The organism is Bailinhaonella thermotolerans (assembly GCF_003594875.1).
Lineage (GTDB): Bacteria > Actinomycetota > Actinomycetes > Streptosporangiales > Streptosporangiaceae > Bailinhaonella > Bailinhaonella thermotolerans.
Genome location: NZ_QZEY01000002.1, coordinates 281,155 through 298,675, shown reverse-complemented (window position 1 = coordinate 298,675; position 17,521 = coordinate 281,155). Strand labels below are relative to the sequence as shown.

Annotated in this window: 15 protein-coding genes; 9 read left to right on the top strand and 6 right to left on the bottom strand. The window is 76.9% G+C overall.

Annotated elements, in window-relative coordinates; genetic code table 11:
- The first annotated feature begins 180 nt into the window (after positions 1 to 180).
- On the top strand, positions 181 to 1,695 hold the full coding sequence (locus tag D5H75_RS06525) for a M20/M25/M40 family metallo-hydrolase (protein ID WP_119925433.1): 1,515 nt from the start codon (positions 181 to 183) through the stop codon (positions 1,693 to 1,695).
- A gap of 178 nt (positions 1,696 to 1,873) precedes the next feature.
- Here the strand turns inward: D5H75_RS06525 and D5H75_RS06520 are convergent, their stop codons facing one another.
- From D5H75_RS06520 to D5H75_RS44495, 3 genes are read right to left on the bottom strand one after another with little or no spacing between them, the layout of a single operon-like run.
- Positions 1,874 to 2,452, bottom strand: coding sequence for a nitrile hydratase subunit alpha (locus D5H75_RS06520; RefSeq protein WP_119925432.1), 579 nt, complete (start codon positions 2,450 to 2,452; stop codon positions 1,874 to 1,876).
- Positions 2,449 to 2,718, bottom strand: a complete 270-nt coding sequence (locus tag D5H75_RS44500) for an SH3-like domain-containing protein (protein WP_202637890.1) — start codon at positions 2,716 to 2,718, stop codon at positions 2,449 to 2,451. Before D5H75_RS44500 ends, D5H75_RS06520 begins: the two co-directional genes overlap by 4 nt.
- The gene (locus D5H75_RS44495) at positions 2,715 to 2,972 is read right to left on the bottom strand and encodes an SH3-like domain-containing protein (protein WP_202637889.1); all 258 of its coding nucleotides are present in this window, start codon (positions 2,970 to 2,972) and stop codon (positions 2,715 to 2,717) included. Before D5H75_RS44495 ends, D5H75_RS44500 begins: the two co-directional genes overlap by 4 nt.
- A 95-nt stretch (positions 2,973 to 3,067) precedes the next feature.
- Between D5H75_RS44495 and D5H75_RS06510 the strand changes: the two genes are divergently transcribed.
- The 6 genes from D5H75_RS06510 to D5H75_RS06485 all read left to right on the top strand — a co-directional run bounded on the left by D5H75_RS06510 (position 3,068) and on the right by D5H75_RS06485 (position 11,945).
- Positions 3,068 to 4,129, top strand: coding sequence for an SWIM zinc finger family protein (locus tag D5H75_RS06510; protein ID WP_119925431.1), 1,062 nt, complete (start codon positions 3,068 to 3,070; stop codon positions 4,127 to 4,129).
- Positions 4,126 to 5,613 (top strand): DUF5691 domain-containing protein, encoded by a 1,488-nt coding sequence (locus D5H75_RS06505; protein ID WP_242454024.1) that lies wholly within the window; start codon positions 4,126 to 4,128, stop codon positions 5,611 to 5,613. The genes D5H75_RS06510 and D5H75_RS06505 overlap by 4 nt, the downstream gene beginning before the upstream one ends.
- On the top strand, positions 5,610 to 6,692 hold the full coding sequence (locus D5H75_RS06500; RefSeq protein WP_119925430.1) for an ATP-binding protein: 1,083 nt from the start codon (positions 5,610 to 5,612) through the stop codon (positions 6,690 to 6,692). Before D5H75_RS06505 ends, D5H75_RS06500 begins: the two co-directional genes overlap by 4 nt.
- On the top strand, positions 6,685 to 9,027 hold the full coding sequence (locus D5H75_RS06495) for a DUF5682 family protein (RefSeq protein ID WP_119925429.1): 2,343 nt from the start codon (positions 6,685 to 6,687) through the stop codon (positions 9,025 to 9,027). The genes D5H75_RS06500 and D5H75_RS06495 overlap by 8 nt, the downstream gene beginning before the upstream one ends.
- A gap of 389 nt (positions 9,028 to 9,416) precedes the next feature.
- Positions 9,417 to 10,589 (top strand): VWA domain-containing protein, encoded by a 1,173-nt coding sequence (locus tag D5H75_RS06490; protein ID WP_119925918.1) that lies wholly within the window; start codon positions 9,417 to 9,419, stop codon positions 10,587 to 10,589.
- 264 nt (positions 10,590 to 10,853) lie between these two features.
- The gene (locus tag D5H75_RS06485) at positions 10,854 to 11,945 is read left to right on the top strand and encodes an enolase C-terminal domain-like protein (RefSeq protein WP_119925428.1); all 1,092 of its coding nucleotides are present in this window, start codon (positions 10,854 to 10,856) and stop codon (positions 11,943 to 11,945) included.
- A gap of 133 nt (positions 11,946 to 12,078) precedes the next feature.
- Here the strand turns inward: D5H75_RS06485 and kynU are convergent, their stop codons facing one another.
- Positions 12,079 to 13,302 carry a kynureninase gene (gene kynU / locus D5H75_RS06480; protein ID WP_119925427.1) on the bottom strand — a complete coding sequence of 408 codons (1,224 nt, stop codon included), beginning with the start codon at positions 13,300 to 13,302 and terminating at the stop codon, positions 12,079 to 12,081.
- A 524-nt stretch (positions 13,303 to 13,826) separates the two neighbouring features.
- Between kynU and D5H75_RS06475 the strand changes: the two genes are divergently transcribed.
- Entirely contained in the window at positions 13,827 to 14,435 is a 609-nt protein-coding gene (locus D5H75_RS06475) for a cupin domain-containing protein (RefSeq protein WP_242454023.1), read from the top strand.
- A 55-nt stretch (positions 14,436 to 14,490) separates the two neighbouring features.
- Here the strand turns inward: D5H75_RS06475 and D5H75_RS06470 are convergent, their stop codons facing one another.
- Positions 14,491 to 15,366 (bottom strand): enoyl-CoA hydratase-related protein, encoded by an 876-nt coding sequence (locus D5H75_RS06470; protein WP_119925426.1) that lies wholly within the window; start codon positions 15,364 to 15,366, stop codon positions 14,491 to 14,493.
- 70 nt (positions 15,367 to 15,436) lie between these two features.
- Between D5H75_RS06470 and polX the strand changes: the two genes are divergently transcribed.
- Positions 15,437 to 17,125, top strand: coding sequence for a DNA polymerase/3'-5' exonuclease PolX (gene polX / locus D5H75_RS06465; RefSeq protein WP_119925425.1), 1,689 nt, complete (start codon positions 15,437 to 15,439; stop codon positions 17,123 to 17,125).
- 159 nt (positions 17,126 to 17,284) lie between these two features.
- Here polX and D5H75_RS40810 read toward each other — a convergent pair whose 3' ends face one another.
- Positions 17,285 to 17,515, bottom strand: a complete 231-nt coding sequence (locus D5H75_RS40810; protein ID WP_147425075.1) for a hypothetical protein — start codon at positions 17,513 to 17,515, stop codon at positions 17,285 to 17,287.
- Positions 17,516 to 17,521 lie beyond the last annotated feature (6 nt).

The window sequence follows — 17,521 nt, the reverse complement described above, 5'->3', positions numbered from 1 at the left end:
GGCGCGCGGGCGCGGGGCGGCGGGTGCGGCATGCGCGGGGCGCGGGATGCGGGGCGACGGGGGCGCCGCGGGAGGCGTTCACAGAATTCCGGCCTTGAAATTTCACGATATTCCGCACTATTGACGGCTGAGGTGGCTGACGTCACTCTCCGGGGAGATCGCCGCTACAAGGAGGCCCGGTTGAGAACGTCACGGCTCGTGTCGGCGGTGGGAGCTGTCCTGCTCGCCGCCGGTTTCCTCGTCGGTACGGCTCCCGCCGCCAGCGCGGCCAGTCCCGACATCCCGCTGGCCAACGTCAAGGCGCACCTGAGCCAGTTCCAGTCCATCGCCAGCGCCAACGGGGGGAACAGGGCCCACGGGCGGCCCGGCTATCTGGCGTCGGCCAACTATGTCAAGGGCAGGCTGGACGCGGCCGGGTACACCACGACGCTCCAGTCCTTCACCTACAACGGCGCGACCGGGTACAACCTGATCGCCGACTGGCCGGGCGGCGACCCCAACCAGGTGCTCATGGTGGGCGCGCACCTCGACAGCGTCACCGCGGGTCCCGGGATCAACGACAACGGCTCGGGCTCGGCCGCGGTGCTGGAGACCGCGCTGGAGGTGGCGCGGCAGGGCGTGAACCCGGCCAAGCACCTGCGGTTCGCCTGGTGGGGGGCCGAGGAGCTGGGCCTGATCGGCTCCCGCTACTACGTGAACAACCTCCCCGTCACCGAGCGGTCCAAGATCAAGGGCTACCTGAACTTCGACATGGTCGGGTCGCCCAACGCGGGCTACTTCATCTACGACGGCGACAACTCCGACGGCACGGGCTCCGGCCCCGGCCCGGCCGGGTCGGCCGAGCTGGAGAGGGTGCTCCAGGGGTACTTCTCCTCGATCGGCGTGCCCACCGAGGGCACGGACTTCGACGGCCGGTCCGACTACGGGCCGTTCATCGCGGTCGGCATCCCGGCGGGCGGCACGTTCACCGGCGCCGAGGGCATCAAGTCCAGCGCGCAGGCCGCCAAGTGGGGCGGCTCGGCGGGCGTGGCCTTCGACCGCTGCTACCACCGCTCCTGCGACACGACCACGAACATCAACGACACCGCGCTCGACCGCAACGCCGACGCGATCGCGGACGCGGTGTGGGACATCGCGGTCTCCCCGCCGTCGCCCGGGACCCCCGTCTGGTCGGACGACTTCGAGACGAACAAGGGCTGGACGGTCAACGCCGGCGGCGCGGACACGGCCACCACCGGCCGCTGGGAGCGCGGCGACCCCGAGGCGACCGACTCCAGCGGGCCCAAGCAGCTCGGCACCACCGTCAGCGGCGCGAACGACCTGGTGACCGGCCGCCTCGCGGGCGCCGCGGCCGGTGACCACGACATCGACGGCGGCTCCACCAGCATCCAGTCCCCGGCGATCACCCTGCCGGCGTCGGGACCGCTGACGCTCTCCTTCTCGTGGTATCTCGCGCACGGCTCGAACTCCTCGTCCACCGACTACCTGCGGGTGCGCGTGGTCGGTTCCACCACGACGCAGGTGTTCCAGCAGCTCGGCTCGGCCACCGACAGGGACGCCTCCTGGGCGACCGCCACCGCGAACCTCTCCTCGTTCGCGGGCCAGACCGTCCGCGTCGTGATCGAGGCCGCGGACGCCGGCACCGCCAGCCTCGTCGAGGCCGGCGTGGACGACGTCAAGATCACCACACCGTAGTTCTCGGGGAACCGCCCCCGCGCCCCCGGTCACAGGGCGCGGGGGCGTCCCGTGCCCGGCGCCGCCGTACGCCGGGGGAGGGCGCGGGCGGGAGCCGTACGGGAGCCGTACGGATCGGGCGGGCGGGGCGGGAGCCGTACGGGAGCGGTGCGGGACCGGGCCCGGGGGGGTCAGCGGGTCAGACGGCGGCGGTGCCGATGAGGCCGCGGCGGGTGACGAGGGCGGCCAGCTCGTCCTCGGAGAGGTGACCGGTGCCCTCGGGGCGGCGCGGGAGCACCAGGTACCGGGTCTCGGCGTTGGCGTCCCAGACGTCGATCCGGGTCCCGGGCGGGAGGGTGAGGCCGAACTCCGCGAGCACGGCGCGCGGCTCGCGGACGGCCCGTGACCGGTAGGCGAAGCTCTTGTACCAGCCGGGGGAGGGGCCGAGGAGGGAGATCGGGTAGCAGGAGCAGAGCGTGCAGACCACCAGGTTGTGGACCTCGGCGGTGTTGGCGGCGACGCGCAGGCGGTAGGCCGGGGCGGCCAGGCCCAGCTCCGCCGCCGCGGCGTTGCCGTCGGCCAGGAGGAGCTCGCGGTAGGCGGGGTCGGTCCAGGCCCGGGCCACCATGCGCGCGCCGTTGACCGGCGAGGCCGTGGCGTAGAGCCGATCCAGGACCCCGTCGAGCTCGTCGTCGGAGGCCAGCCCCGCGGCGATCACCCGCTCCTCCAGGCGGCGCACGCGCGCGGCGATCGGCGGCTCGGCGTGGTCGCCGCTCACTCCGCCTCCTCCAGGTAGGACTCCCACATCGTGAGGGTCACCGTGTGATCGCCCTCGCCCCACAGCTCCGCGGCGGGGAACCGCACGGCGTAGGCGGCCTGGACCCGCGGCTCGGGCAGGCCGCGCGCCCGGTCGTCGGCCAGCGGGAACTCGCCCTCGCGCTCGACCACCTCGCCGACGTGCCCCCGGGCGTAGCGGGGGACGCGGGTGTGGTGATCGGGGTCCACCGCGCGGACGCGGACGCGGGCGCCCGGCGCGAAGCTCACGCGATCCCCTTCTCGTCGAGCAGCGTCTCGATCGCGATCAGCCGGCGTTCGTAGTAGCCGGCCGACAGGTACTCGCCCGGCGGGATCCGCTCGATCGCGTCGCGGAACTCGTCGGCGACGTAGACGCCGCGCCTGCGGAGCACGGCGTCGACCGCCACGACCCGCGCCTCCCAGTCGGCGTGGAACGCCCGCTCGTCGCCCGCGGGGACCGGCCCGAACCCGGTCTGCCCGCCCATGTCGTGGACTCTGCTCACACGACGACCCTACGCCGGGCGGCCCCGGTTCCGGGAGCTCGGGACGATCGAACGAGTGTGCGGATTCTGTCGGGGGCGGGCGATAGATTGCCGGGGTGATCGAACGGAGCCGTGATCGCGAGCCCGGGCGGGGAGCGCGGGCGGGGCGGCGCGAGGAGCGCGTCGGCGAGGGCCTGGCCGAGCTGGGGCGCTGGCTGCGCGACCAGATCCGGCAGGGGATCGCGGGCGCGCCCCGAGAGCCCCGCTCCCACTGGGAGGCCATCGCCCGCCGCATGGTGGACGCGCAGGCGCCGGCCGTGGCCCGCAGGCTGTCCGGGCTGGCCTCCGTGGTCCACCGCGAGGACTGGCCGTCGCGACTGCTGGAGGAATACGCCCTGCTCCACCTCATGAGCGTCGCCTGCGAGCGCCGCGCCCACCTGCCCGGCGCCCTGCCGCGCACCCTGGACGCCCACCTCGGCGTCCCGGTTCCCCGGGGGGAGGTGCTGGCGGGCGAGCCGGTCCGCGACGTCTGGACCGTCCTCGGCCTCCGCGACGTCGAGTCCGCCGGCCTGGTCACCCGCCGGGCCTGGCTCCTCGGCCGCGCGACCGGGCGCAAGGCGCTCGTCCTCTCCCACGCCCCGCCCGGCCACCCCCTCGACGACTCCCTCCGCACGTGCGAGGACGTCCACGCCGCCCTGGTCTTCCACCCCGCCGCCCCGCCCCTGCGCGCCCTGGTCGCCACGGGGCCCGGCCGGGGGCCGGACGGCGCGGCCCGCGGTCCCGCCGACACCGGTCCCGCCGACACCGGTCCCGCCGACACCGGTCCCGCCGGCGACGGGGCCGCGCGGGACGGGGACGGCGGGCTGGACGAGGGGGCGGCGGGCGGGGCGCCGGCGGGGACCTGGGTGGCCGAGCTGCTGGACGAGCACGCGCGGGCGATGGCCGGCGATCCGTGGCTGGAGGCCTGGCCCGCGGTCCTGTCCGGGGTGACCCCGGTGGACGACGGCGGCTGGCACCTGGCGGACCCGCGCGGCGACGCCCTCCCCGTCCACGGCCCGCCGCCCTGGCGGCTGGTCGCGGTGTCCGGCGGTCACCCGCTGACCGTCGCCGGGGAGTGGACCCCCGACGGGTTCCATCCCCTGTCCGCCTGGACTCCCGGAGAGGCGGTGCCCCTGTGAGCGCCCCCGCGGCCGTACGGCGGGGCGAGGCCGGCCCGCGCGAGCGGCCCCGTCCGGAGGGCGGGCGGGACGTGCCGGCGGAGGAGCGGAGGGGCGGCGTGGGCCACGGGGACGAATGGGACGAGCTGGTGGCGGCGGCGCTGGTCGGCGCGGACCGGCGGGGTGCGGCCGGCGCCCGGGAGGTGCTGGAGCGGGCGGCCGTGCTGGCGGTGCGGCGGCGCGCGGGGCGTCTCGCCCGGCGGGTGCGCGCGCCGGGCGAGGCCGCTCCGGCCGAGCGGGGACGGCCCGCCGGCGCTGCGGCGGCCCGCCGGCTCCGGGCGCTGCTGGACGGCGCGCCGCTGGGCGGCCGGCGGATCCTGGAGGAGTGGGTGCGCGCGGCGGCGTCGCGGGAGCTGGTCGTGCCCGGGTGGGCGCTGCCGGAGATGCTGGACCTCGGGGCGGCCGACCGGTCCCTGCGCCGGCACGTCGCCGTGGTGGCGGGACGCCGCGGGCGATGGCTGGCCGGGCTGAACCCCGCGTGGGCCTGGCTGCTGGACGAGGAGGGGGAGGGGACCGGGAGCTGGGAGACGGGCGGCCGCGGCGACCGGCGGGCCCTGCTGCGCCGGCTGCGCGCGAGCGACCCGGCCAGGGCGCGGGAGACGCTGGCCTCGACCTGGGACCGGGAGACGGCCGAGGACCGGGCGGCGTTCCTGGCGGTGCTGGCGGAATCACCCGGCCCCGGCGACGAGGCGCTGCTCGAACACGCGCTGGACGATCGGCGCAGGGAGGTGCGGCAGGCGGCGGCCGACCTGCTGACGCGGCTGCCCGGGGCGGATCTCGGCCGCCGGATGGCGGAGCGCGCCCTGCGCTGCCTGCGGGTCGAGGACGGGCGGCTGGTGGCCGAGCCGCCCCGCGAGTGCGACCAGGCGATGGAACGCGACGGGGTCCGCCGCAGGCCGCCGCCCGGAGTGGGAGAGCGCGGCTGGTGGCTGGAGCAGACGATCGCGCGCACGCCGCTGGACGTGTGGGCCGGCCGCCTGGGCGCGACGCCGGAGGAGATCGCCGGGCTGCCCGCGGACGTTTGGGGCGGGTTCGTCCGCGCGGGCTGGGTGCGCGCGGCGATCCTGCGGCGCGACGCCGCCTGGGCCCGCGCGCTGCTCGGCCGGGAACCCTCGGGCGACCTCCTCGCGCTGCTCCCGCACGGCGAGGCCATGGAACGCGCCGCCCGGCTCGTCGGCGGCCGGCCCCTCGACGGCGAACTCATCATGCTGCTCGGCGCCCTCCCCGGCCCTTGGACGGGGCCGCTGCCCGCGGCCGTGCTCGACAAGATCGTCACGACGTCCCGGCACCAGCCGTGGAACCTGTCCGAGCTGTGCGGCCTGGCCGCCGAGCGGTTCGACCCGGCGACCGGCCTGGGCGAGCACGCCGGGCGGCCCATCGACGATCTGCGCGCGCTCGCGGAGACGCTGCGCTTCCGCCACGAGATGCTGAAGGAGCTCGCATGACCTCCCCCGACGTGCTGCGGCCCCACGCCGAGCGGCGCCACGCCGACGAGCTGGCCGCGATCGCGGCGGCGGACGACCGCCCCCGGCCGCCCGGCTGGCGGCTGTCCCCCCGGGCGGTGGCGACCTACGTGCTGGGCGGGACGCTGCCCGGCGGCGCCGTGATCTCCCCGAAGTACGTCGGGCCGCGCCGCGTCGTCGAGGTCGCCGTGGCCACGCTCGCCACCGACCGCGCCCTGCTCCTGCTCGGGGTGCCGGGCACGGCCAAGACCTGGCTCTCCGAGCACCTGGCCGCCGCGATCTGCGGCGACTCGACGCTGCTGGTGCAGGGCACGGCGGGCACGGCCGAGGAGGCGATCCGGTACGGCTGGAACTACGCCCGCCTGCTCACGGAGGGCCCCTCGCGGGCCGCGCTGGTCCCGAGCCCGGTCATGCGGGCGATGGCCGAGGGCCGGCTGGCGCGCGTGGAGGAGCTGACGCGCATCCCGCCGGACGTGCAGGACGCGCTGATCACGGTGCTGTCCGAGAAGACGCTGCCCGTCCCCGAGCTGGGCGAGGAGGTCCAGGCGGTGCGCGGCTTCAACGTGATCGCGACCGCGAACGACCGCGATCGCGGCGTCAACGAGCCGTCCAGCGCCCTGCGGCGGCGCTTCAACACCGTGGTCCTGCCGCTGCCCGCCACCGCCGAGGAGGAGGTCGAGATCGTCTCCCGCCGCGTCGCGGAGATCGGCGCGTCCCTGGAACTGCCCGCCCCGCCCGCCGCGATCGACGAGATCCGCCGCGTCGTGACCGTGTTCCGCGAGCTGCGCGAGGGGGTCACCGCCGACGGCCGCACCCGCGTGAAGTCCCCCAGCGGCACCCTGAGCACCGCCGAGGCGATCTCGGTCCTGACCGGCGGCCTCGCGCTGGCGGCCCACTTCGGCGACGGCGCGCTGCGGGCCGCCGACGTGGCCGCCGGGATCGTGGGCGCGGTCGTGCGCGACCCGGTGTCGGACCGGGTGGTCTGGCAGGAGTACCTGGAGACCGTGGTGCGCGACCGCGACGGGTGGCGGGACTTCTACCGGGCGTGCCGTGATGCCTGAGAAGCCGGAGATCCACCTGCTCGGCGTGCGCCACCACGGCCCCGGGAGCGCCCGCGCCGTCCGCGCCGCGCTGGAGCACCTCCGCCCCGGCGTCGTCCTCGTCGAGGGCCCGCCCGAGGCCGGCCCGCTGATCCCGCTGGTCGCGGCCCCCGGGATGGAGCCGCCGGTCGCCCTCCTGGCCTACGTCGAGGGCGAGCCGTCCCGCGCGTCGTTCTGGCCCTTCGCGGCGTTCTCGCCCGAGTGGCAGGCCCTGCGGTACGCCGTGGGGGCGGGGATCCCCGCCCGCTTCTGCGACCTGCCCGCGGCGGTCACCCTCGCGGCGGCGGCCGGGGAGGCGGGCCCGGACGGGCCGGGCACGGATCCCGCGGGGCCGGGCGCGGACGCCTTGCCGGACGTCTCGCCGGACGTCTCGCCGGATCGGGGAGGGGCGGGCCCGGGGCCCGGGCGGGCGGAGGTCCGCGTGGACCCCATCGCGGTGCTGGCGCGCACGGCGGGCTACGCCGACCCCGAGCGCTGGTGGGACGACGTGATCGAGCATCGCGGCGTCCCCGGCCCGTCCCCCGGCGGCGAGCCCCGCGACCCCGGGGAGGCCGCGGTCGAGGTGTTCCTGGCCGTCGAGGAGGCCATGACCGTGTTGCGCGAGGGGGCGCCGCCTCCCTCCGGGCGGGAGGCGCGGCGCGAGGCGGCCATGCGCAAAACGCTGCGGGCCGCCGTGCGCGAGGGGTTCGAGCGGATCGCGGTGGTCTGCGGGGCCTGGCACGTGCCCGCGCTGCGCGCGCGGACCCCGGCGGCCGCGGACGACCGGGCGCTGGCCGGGGCGCCCAGGGTCAGGACCGCCGTGACATGGGTGCCGTGGACGCACGGGCGGCTGGGGGCGTGGAGCGGCTACGGCGCGGGCGTCGCCTCGCCGGGGTGGTATCACCACCTGTTCACCAGCGCCGACCGGCCGGTGGAGCGCTGGATGACGCGGGTGGCCGGGGTGCTGCGCGAGGAGGGTCTGCCCGTCTCGCCCGCGCAGGTGATCGAGTCCGTACGGCTCGCGCACGCGCTCGCCGCCCTGCGCGAACGGCCCCTGGCGGGGCTGGACGAGGTGACCGAGGCGGCGCGGGCGGTGCTGTGCGACGGGTCCGAGGCGGCCGTGGAGCTGGTGCGCGGGCGGCTCGTCGTCGGGGAGACGCTGGGCGGCGTGCCCGAGGCGACCCCGATGGTGCCGCTCCAGCGGGACCTGCGGGCCCTCGCGCGGCGGCTGCGGCTGCCGCGCGAGGCGTCCGCGCGGGAGTACGACCTCGACCTGCGCAAGCCGTACGACCTGGAGCGCAGCGGGCTCCTGCACCGGCTGCGGCTGCTGGGTGTGGACTGGGGCACGCCGCTCGCGTCGCGCGGGCGGGGCACGTTCAGGGAGCGGTGGGCGCTGGCCTGGCGGCCGGAGTTCGACGTGGACCTGATCGAGGCGGGGGCCTTCGGCACGACCGTGGCGGCGGCGGCGACCGCCCGCGCCGTGGACCTGGCCGGGCGCGCGCGGTCCCTGGCCGAGCTGACCGCGCTGGCCGAGCGGTGCCTGCCCGCGGACCTGCCCGGCGCCCTGCCCGCCGTCATGCGCGCGGTGGGGGAGCGGGCCGCGCTCGACGACGACGTGTCGCACCTGATGGCGGCGCTGCCCGCCCTCGTGGGGGCGCTGCGCTACGGCGACGTGCGGGCCACGGACACCGCGGCCCTGCGCACGGTCGTGGACGAGCTGGCGGTCCGCGTCTGCGTGGGCCTGCCCCCGGCCGCGTCGGGCCTGGGCGACGACGCCGCCCGCGAGCTGCTCGGCCGGATCGATGCCGTCCACGCCGCGCTGGGCCTGCTGGACGACCCCGCCCACCTCCGCCGCTGGCACGCCGCCCTGGCCTCCCTCGCCGCGCGCCCGGCCCCGCACGGCCTGATCGAGGGCAGGGTCACCCGCCTCCTCCTGGACGCCGCCGCGCTCGGCCCCGCCGAGGCCGGCGCCCGCATGTCCCGCGCCGTGTCGCCCGGCGCCCCCGCCGGCCACGCGGCCTCCTGGATCGAGGGCTTCCTGTCCGGCGGCGCCCTCCTGCTCGTCCACGACCCGGCCCTCCTCCGCCTCGTGGACTCCTGGCTCACCGCCCTGCCCGCCGACCGGTTCACGGCGGTCCTGCCCCTGCTCCGCCGTACGTTCGCGACCTTCCCCGTCCCCGAGCGCCGGGCGCTGGCCACCCGCCTGGCCGCCCTGGCCGGGCCGTCCGCCCCGCCCGCCCCCGACCCGTACGACCGCGCCCGCGCGGCGCCCGCCGAACGCACCGTCGCCCTCATCCTCGGAGCGCGCGATGGCTGAGCCCGCCCCCGCCGTACCGGGACCTCCGCGTCACCCGGCGCGGCGCCGTTCTCGCGGCGCCCGGCGGCGCGCGAACCCGGCCGCCGCCCGGTGCGGCCGGGACGGGCCCGCGCGGGCGGGGCCGGGATCGGAGGGCGCGCGGTGGTGAGGGACACCGGATCAGGCCGCCTCGCGGACGGCGTGACGGCGTGACGGCGAACGCGGGACGTAGGGGATTCACGGATGTTCCGCCGCGACGCCGGCGGCACGGGGACCCGGCCGGCGTCGGAGGGCGACGGCGGGAGGTGCAACCGGAGGTGGAGTCAGAGGTGGAGTCAGAGGTGGTTCGGACGCGCGGCGGGACGGGCGGGCCGATGGCCGGCACGGGCGGCACGGACGGCACGGGGGACATGGGCGAGGTGGGCGAGGTGGGCGAGGTGGGAGACGCGGGCCGGGGCGAGGAACGGGCGCGGCGGTGGCGGCTGGTGCTCGGGGACGCCGGCGGCGCGGGGATCGGGGCGGGCCTGGGGGAGGGGGACGCGCGGGTGGACGCGGCGCTGGCGGCGCTCTACGAGCGGGAGGAAGGGCACACGGCGGGGCTGGGGGCGTCGGCGCCGCGGGTGGCGCGGTGGCTGGGGGACATCCGGGAGTGCTTCCCCGCCGAGGTCGTGCGGGTGATGCAGCGGGACGCGATCGAGCGGCTGGGCCTGGCCCGGATGCTGCTGGAGCCCGAGACGCTGGAGGCGGTCGAGCCGGACGTACGGCTGGCCGCGACGCTGCTGGAACTCGCCAGGGTTATGCCGGAGCGCGCGCGGGAGTCGGCCCGGGCCGTCGTGCGCCGGGTCGTGGAGGACCTGGAGCGGCGGCTCGGGCGGCGCACGCGGTCGGTGGTCGGCGGAGCACTGGACCGGGCGGCCCGGGGCCGGCGGCCCCGGCGCGCCGCGGACATCGACTGGGACCGGACGATCCGGGCGAACCTCCGCAACTACGTGCCGGAGCGGGGGACCGTCGTGCCCGCGCGCCTGGTGGGGTACGGCAGGCGGCGGCGGGCCGTCGAGCGCGACGTCGTGCTGTGCGTGGACCAGAGCGGGTCGATGGCGACGTCCGTCGTCTACGCCGGGCTGTTCGCGTCGGTCCTGGCGACGATGCGGGCGCTGCGGACCTCGCTGGTGGTGTTCGACACCGCGGTGGCCGACCTCACCGGCCGCCTGGGCGACCCGGTGGAGACGCTGTTCGGCACGCAGCTCGGCGGCGGCACCGACATCGGCCGCGCCCTCGCCTACTGCCGCCGCCTGATCACCCGCCCGTCCGGGACCGTGCTCATCCTGATCAGCGACCTCCACGACGGCGGCCCCCGCGACGAGACGCCGCGCCACGTGGCCGCCCTGACCGCCGCGGGCGTCCAGGTGATCGTCCTGCTCGCCCTGTCCGACGACGGCGCCCCCTCCTACGACCGCGACCATGCCGCCGCCCTGGCCGCCCTCGGCGTCCCCGCGTTCGCCTGCACCCCCGGCGCCTTCCCCGACCTCATGGCCGCCGCCCTGGAGGGCCGCGACCTGACCCCCTGGACCCACCCCGCCTGACCCCGTCCCGCCGCCCGGCCTCACCTCGTGCGCCCCTGGCCACGCCGTTCCAGGTGACCGGCCTCCGCCCGCGCGGGCGCGTCCCGCCCCGCTCGCCGTACACCCGGTCCGGGGGCGGGACCGGTCGTGGACGGAGGCCCGGCCGCGTTCCGGCAGGTGGGGGAGGGGGCCGGGCGGCCGGGAGGGTCCGGGCGGGCCGGGCGGGTGGCGTGGGCATCCGCCGGGGGCTGCGACTATGGGAGAGGAGCGGATGGAGGGGGAAGCGTGCCGCGCGTCAGGGAAGTCGAGGCGTTCCGGGTCGTTTTGTCCAAGGGGCGGCGGCCGGAGAGCGTGCTCCTGCGGCTGACCGACCACGGCGGCATGGTCGCCTGGGGAGAGGTCGCCGAGCCCGAGGGGGCCGATCTGCCCGAGGGCGCGGCCGCCGGGACCGGGGACTGGGGCGACCTGGTCTGGGCCGACGTCGAGGAGCGGGTCGCCCCGGCGCTGCTGGGGCTGGACTGGGACCGGCCGGAGGACGTCTCCGGCCTGATCAACGCCGGGCCCGGCGGGTCCGCGGGCGACATGGCGTGCTGGGACCTGTGGTGTCGGCTCAACGGCGTGCCGCTGGCCCACGCGATGGGCGGCAGCCGCACCTCCGTCGTGGCCGGCGCGCGCCTGGCCGCCGAACGCGAGACCGGCAGCCTGCTCACCCGCGTCAACCGGTTCGTCTGCGCGGGGTACAGCGGCGTGACCCTGCGCGTGGTGCCCGGCTGGGACGTCGAGCCCGTCCGCGCCGTACGGCAGGCCTACCCGGCCCTGGCGATCAGCGTGGACGCAGGCGCGGCGTACGACGAGTCGGGGATGGCGGCGCTCGAGGCGCTGGACGCCTACGGGATCTCGGTGCTGGAGCGCCCGTTCCGCGACGACCTGCCCGCCACCGCCGACCTCCAGATCCGGATGGACGCGCCCGTGGCGCCCGACGTGACCGGGCTGGCCGGGCTGGACGCCGCGATCGAGACCAAGGCCGGGCGCGCGGTGATCCTGCGCGTGTCCCGCGCGGGCGGGCTGGACGCCGCGCGCGAGGCGCACGCCCGGGCGTTCGACGCGGGCTGGGAGATCGGCTGCGCGGGCGAGCGCGGCGTCGGCGTGGCGCGCGCGGCGGCCGTGGCCCTGGCCAGCCTGCCCGGCGTCACGCTGCCCAGCGACGTGACCGACCCGCCGCCCAAGCCCGGCCGCGGCAACCAGAGCCTGGCCCCCGAGCTGGGCATGTTCGGCGGCGTCGTCGCCGTGCCGCTCACCCAGCCCGGCATCGGCCACCGCGTGGACGAGGACGTCATCCGCCGCATGTCCCGTCAGACCCTCCGCCTCCCGGTCTGACCCGGCACCGGCCGCACGCGCCCCGCCCCGCCCCGCGCCGCGCCCTGCCCCGCCGCGCGGCCCGCGCAGCCGTACGGCGCCGCGGCGGGGCCGGGCGGCGCGAGGCGGGGGCCGGGCGGCGCCGCGGCGGGGATCAGGTGACGGCGAGGCGGCGGGCGTAGGCCGGGTCGCGCCAGGCGCCGGTCTCGAAGACGTCCGCGAGGACGTCGGCGGCGTCCCACACGTCGGTGTGGCTCACGTAGAGGGGGGCGAAGCCGAAGCGCAGGATGTCGGGCGCGCGGAAGTCGCCCACGACGCCCCGGTCGATCGCCGCGCGCACGATCGCGTACCCCTCGGCGTGCCGGAACGCGACCTGGCTCCCGCGCCGCTCCGGATCACGCGGGGAGACCAGCTCCAGCTCCGGGCAGCGCTCCTCCACCAGCCTGATGAACAGCGAGGTCAGCGACACGCTCTTCGCGCGCACGTCCGCGATGTCCGCCTTCTCCCACAGGTCCAGGCTCGCCATCAGCCCGCCGTACGACAGCACCGGCGGCGTGCCGACGAGGAACCGCGTCGCGCCCTCGGCGGGCCGGTACGACGGCTCGAACGCGAACGGGGCCGCGTGCCCGTGCCAGCCGGAGAGCGGCTGCCGCGCCTCGGCCAGGTGCCGCGAGGCCGCGAAGACGAACGCGGGCGAGCCCGGCCCGCCGTTCAGGTACTTGTACGTGCAGCCCACCGCGAAGTCCACGCCGCACGCGTTCAGCTCGACCGGGAGCGCCCCCGCGCTGTGGCACAGGTCCCAGATCATGATCGCGCCCGCGTCCTGGACCAGCCGGGTGGTCTCGGCCATGTCGTAACGCGCCCCGGTCCGGTAGTCCACCTCCGACAGCACGACCGCCGCCACGTCCGCGTCCAGCGCCCCGGCCAGCGTCGCCGCCGTCACGTCGCGGATCTCGTACGGCCCCAGGGCCCCGGCCGCGCCCTCGATCATGTACCGGTCGGTCGGGAAGTTGTCCAGGTCCGACAGGATCACCCGCCGCCCCGGCCGCAACCCGAGCGCCGCCGCGACGACCTTGAACACGTTGACCGAGGTGGAGTCGCCGACGACGACCTCGCCCGGCGCGGCCCCGATCAGCGGCGCGATCCGGTCGCCCGCGGCGCGCGGCAGGTCGAACCACCCGGCCGCGTTCCAGCTCCCGACCAGCCCGCGGCCCCACTCCTCGCGCACCATCTCCCCGACCCGCTCGGCCGCCGCCTTCGGCAGCGCCCCGAGCGAGTTCCCGGCCAGGTAGACGACGCCGCCCGGCAGCTCGAACTCCGCCCGCAGCGCCGCCAGCGGATCCGCCGCGTCGAGCTCCGCGCACTCCTCACGAGACATGGCCACGACCGGTGTCCCCCTTCATCCGCGTGATTTCGTACGCATGATGCCATTCGCGGGGAACGTGCTCGCTCCCGGGTTCCACGGGACGGAACGTGTCAACGCCCCCACGCCGAAGCGCGAACCGCCCCCGGCGGCGGCGCCGGCTGCCCGGGTGTCGCGGCGGCCGGGGTGTCGCGCGGCGACCGGGGCCGGCGTGGCCCCTGCGGTACCGCCAGGCCGCCCGGCCCCAAGGCGAGGGGACCGGGCCGCGGATCGAGGGACCGGGGTCGCAGGGCGGATCGGCGCGTGGCGCGGCCTTGGGAGCGGGCGGGGGTCTTCGCGCCCTACGGCGCGGCGGCGCCTGTGGCGTACGGCGCGGCGGCGCCTGTGGCGTACGGCGAGACGGCGCCCGGGGCGTACGGCGTGGCGGGGCCCGGGGCGTACGGCGAGATCGCCCCGGGGCGTGGGGCCCACGCCTTACGGGATCCCCGGGGCGGACCTGGTGCGTGAACGGGAAAGGGGCAGGTCGTAGGCTCGGAGACGTGCTGCTGCTCATGCCGCTCCAGAGCTGGCTCGACCGCGACCCGCACGCGGAGGCCGTGCGCGCCGACGACGACGACGCTGCGATGGTGCTCGCCGCCGGGGCCGACGGGCCGGTCGTGGTGCTGACCGTGGACGAGGAGGTACGGCTGCCGCTGAGCGAGGCCGTCACCCGCGTGCGGTACGTCCGGCGCGACGGCGCGGGACGGGTGCTCGCGCTCCACGAGCGGGGCGCGACCGCCGAGGCGCTGGACCTGCTGCCGCACCCGGACGGCGGCTGGCACCGGGAGACCTGGACCGCGCCCGCCGACGCCCCGGCGGGCCGCCCGGCCGCCGCCGCGTCGTACTTCCTGCTCGAACCGGGCGAGGAGGCCGCCTGGCGGCGTTCCCCCGCCGAGGAACTGTGGCTGTGGCACCGGGGCGCCCCGGTCGCGCTCCTCCTCGGCGGCCGCGCCGAGGGTCCCGCCGACGCCCCGGAGACCGTGGTCCTCGGCCCCGACATCGCCGCCGGCCACCGCCCCCAGGCCCTGGTCCCCGCCGCCACCTGGCACGCCGCCCACCCCGCCATAGCCGAGGAGTCCCTCCTGACCCGGGTGGCCACCCCCCGCTGACCCGAGGCCGGCTCGCGGGACCCGGGGCGGCGGACGCCGCCCTCGGGGACCGGGGTCAGGCGTAGGGGTTGTCGGGCCAGGCGGGGACGGCCTCCGGGAGATCGGTGGTGACCTTGAGGGGGAAGTCGGCCGGGCGCTTCTCCAGGAAGGCGGTCACGCCCTCGGCGGCGTCGGCGGCGCGGCCCAGGTCGTACATCAGATGCGAGTCGTGGCGGTGGGCCTCCCAGGGGGACGCCGCGGACAGGCCCGACCACATGAGGCGGCGGATGGCGGCGACCGCGACCGGGGAGGTGTTCCCGGCGATCTCGCGGGCGATGCCGTACGCCGCGGGCAGCAGCTCGCCCGCGGGGACGACGCGGGAGACGAGGCGGCCGGACAGGGCCTCGGCGGCGTCGAAGACGCGGCCGGTCGCGGCCCACTCCATGGCCTGCGAGATGCCGACGATCCGGGGGAGGAACCAGCTCGACGCGGCCTCGGTCACAATGCCGCGGCGGGCGAACACGAACCCCATGCGCGCGGTGTCGGAGGCCAGCCGCACGTCCATGGGCAGGGTCATGGTGATCCCGACTCCCACGGCCGGGCCGTTGATCGCGGCGATCACCGGTTTGAGGGAGCGGGCGATCCGGAGCACGACGGTCCCGCCGCCGTCGCGGGGCCTGCCGTCCACCAGGTCCTCGCCGCCGAACATCTCCGCCGAGCGCTTGTGGTTGAACGTGTCGCCGCCCCCGCCCAGGTCGGCGCCCGCGCAGAACGCCCGGCCCTTCCCGGTGACGACCACCGCGCGCACGTCGTCGTCGGCGTCGGCCAGGTCGAACGCGGCGATCAGCTCCGCGCGCATGCGGTAGGTGAACGCGTTGAGCTTGTGCGGCCGGTTCAGCGTGATCGTGGCGACCCGGTCGGCCACGCCGTACTCGATCTCCGTGAAGTCCATGGACCGAACCTTATTCCAGTGGTCCGGGACGAGCCCGGGAAGTGTCGGCGGCGGGGCCTAAGCTGGCCTCATGGCGAGGGCGAACGACGAGATGGCGGCGCTGCTTGAGGAATACGCGGCGCTGTTCGCGATGACCGGCGGCGACGCGTTCCGGGTGAGGAGCTACCAGAAGGCGGCGCGGTCGATCGCCGGGCACCCCGACGACCTGCGCGAGACCGACATCCGCAAGATCCCCAACGTGGGGTCGGCGATCACCGGCAAGGTCGAGGAGTTCCTCCGCGTCGGCACGTTCCACCAGCTCGAACGGCTGCGCGCCCAGGTCCCCGAGGGCGTGCGGGCCATGACGCGCATCCCCTCGCTGGGGCCGAAGAAGGCGATGGCGCTCTTCGAGGACCTGGGCATCGACTCCCCGGAGGCGCTCGCCGAGGCGATCAGGGCCGGGCGGCTCAAGGGTCTGCGCGGCTTCGGCGCCAAGACCGAGGCGAACCTCCTGCGCGGCATCGAGCAGCTCGCCACCGCCGGGGGCCGGGTGCACATCGGCGTCGCGATGGCCCTCGCCGAGCGCGTCATGGCCGACCTGCCCGCCGCCGGCCGCATCGCCTACGCCGGCTCGCTCCGCCGCATGAAGGAGACCATCGGCGACATCGACATCCTGGCCACCGGCGACTCCGCGACGCTGATGGGGGCGTTCACCGCCCTGCCGTACGTCACGGAGGTGATCGCCTCGGGCGCCGCCAAGACCTCGGTCCGGACGGACGCCGGGCTCCAGATCGACCTGCGGGTCGTGCCGGAGGAGTCGTTCGGCGCCGCGATGCAGTACTTCACCGGCTCCCAGGCGCACAACATCCGGCTCCGGGAGATCGCGGTCAAGCAGGGCCGCAAGCTGTCCGAATACGGCCTGTTCGAGGGCTCGGCGGTGATCGCGTCGCGGACCGAGGAGGACGTCTACGAGGCGCTCGGCCTGCCGTGGGTCCCGCCGCCGCTGCGGGAGGACACCGGCGAGATCGAGGCGGCGCTGCGCGGGGAGCTGCCGGTCCTGGTGACCGAGGCCGACATCCGCGGCGACCTGCACACCCACACCGACCTCACCGACGGCGTCGCCTCCATCGAGGAGATGGTCGCGGCGGCCGCGGCGCGCGGCTACGAGTACTACGCGATCACCGACCACGCGCCCGACCTGGCCATGCAGCGCATGACCCTGGAGAAGGCCCTCGCCCAGCGCGAGCTGCTGCCGGGCCTGGAGAAGCGCCACGGCCTGCGGCTCCTCCACGGCACCGAGCTGAACATCGCCCCTGACGGCTCCGTGGACTGGCCGGCCGAGGTCCTGGCGGGCTTCGACGTCACGGTGGCCTCGGTGCACTCGCACTTCACGCAGTCACGCGAGGAGATGACCAGGAGGTTCATCGCCGCCTGCGAGAACCCCCACGTGCACGTCATCGGCCACCCGACCACCCGCAAGATCGGCAAGCGGCAGCCGGTGGACGCCGACTGGGACGAGATCTTCCGGGTCTGCGCCCGCACCGGCACCGTCCTGGAGATCGACGCCTACCCCGACCGCAACGACCTGCCCGCCGACCTCGTGCGCCGAGCCCGCGGCCTGGGCGTGAAGTTCTCCATCGACAGCGACTCGCACGCCGTCCCGCACCTGGCCAACCTCCGCTACGGCGTCGGCACCGCCCAGCGCGGCTGGCTCACCCCCGACGACGTGGTCAACACCTGGCCGGCCGACCGTCTCCTGGCCTACCTCCACGGCCGCTGACCGCCGTCACGCCGGGGCCCGTGCGGCGTCCCGCCCGTGCGGCGTCCCGCCCGTGCGGCGGCGCGTCCTCGGCCGGGGCCCGCTGACGCCGGGACGGCTCGCCGCCGGAAACGCCGCGGCGTGTCCGGCGGGGAGCCGTCCCGGCGTGAGCAGCGCCGGTCAGCGGTCCTTCGGGGGGTGGACGTGCGCGTGCGGGAACTCCTCGGGGTGGTCCCGGTCCTCGATCGGCGCGTCGGGATCCTCCGGCGCCACGTCCGGCACGCCCGTGTCGCTCACGACCCCGGTCCGGCTCTCCGCGCGCCCCCGCGACTCGTCCGGCGGTCGCAGCACCGGCGCGAAGTCCTCGTCGCGCGGATCGTTCTCCGGCTCATGTCCTTCCTCAACCCTCATGCGCCC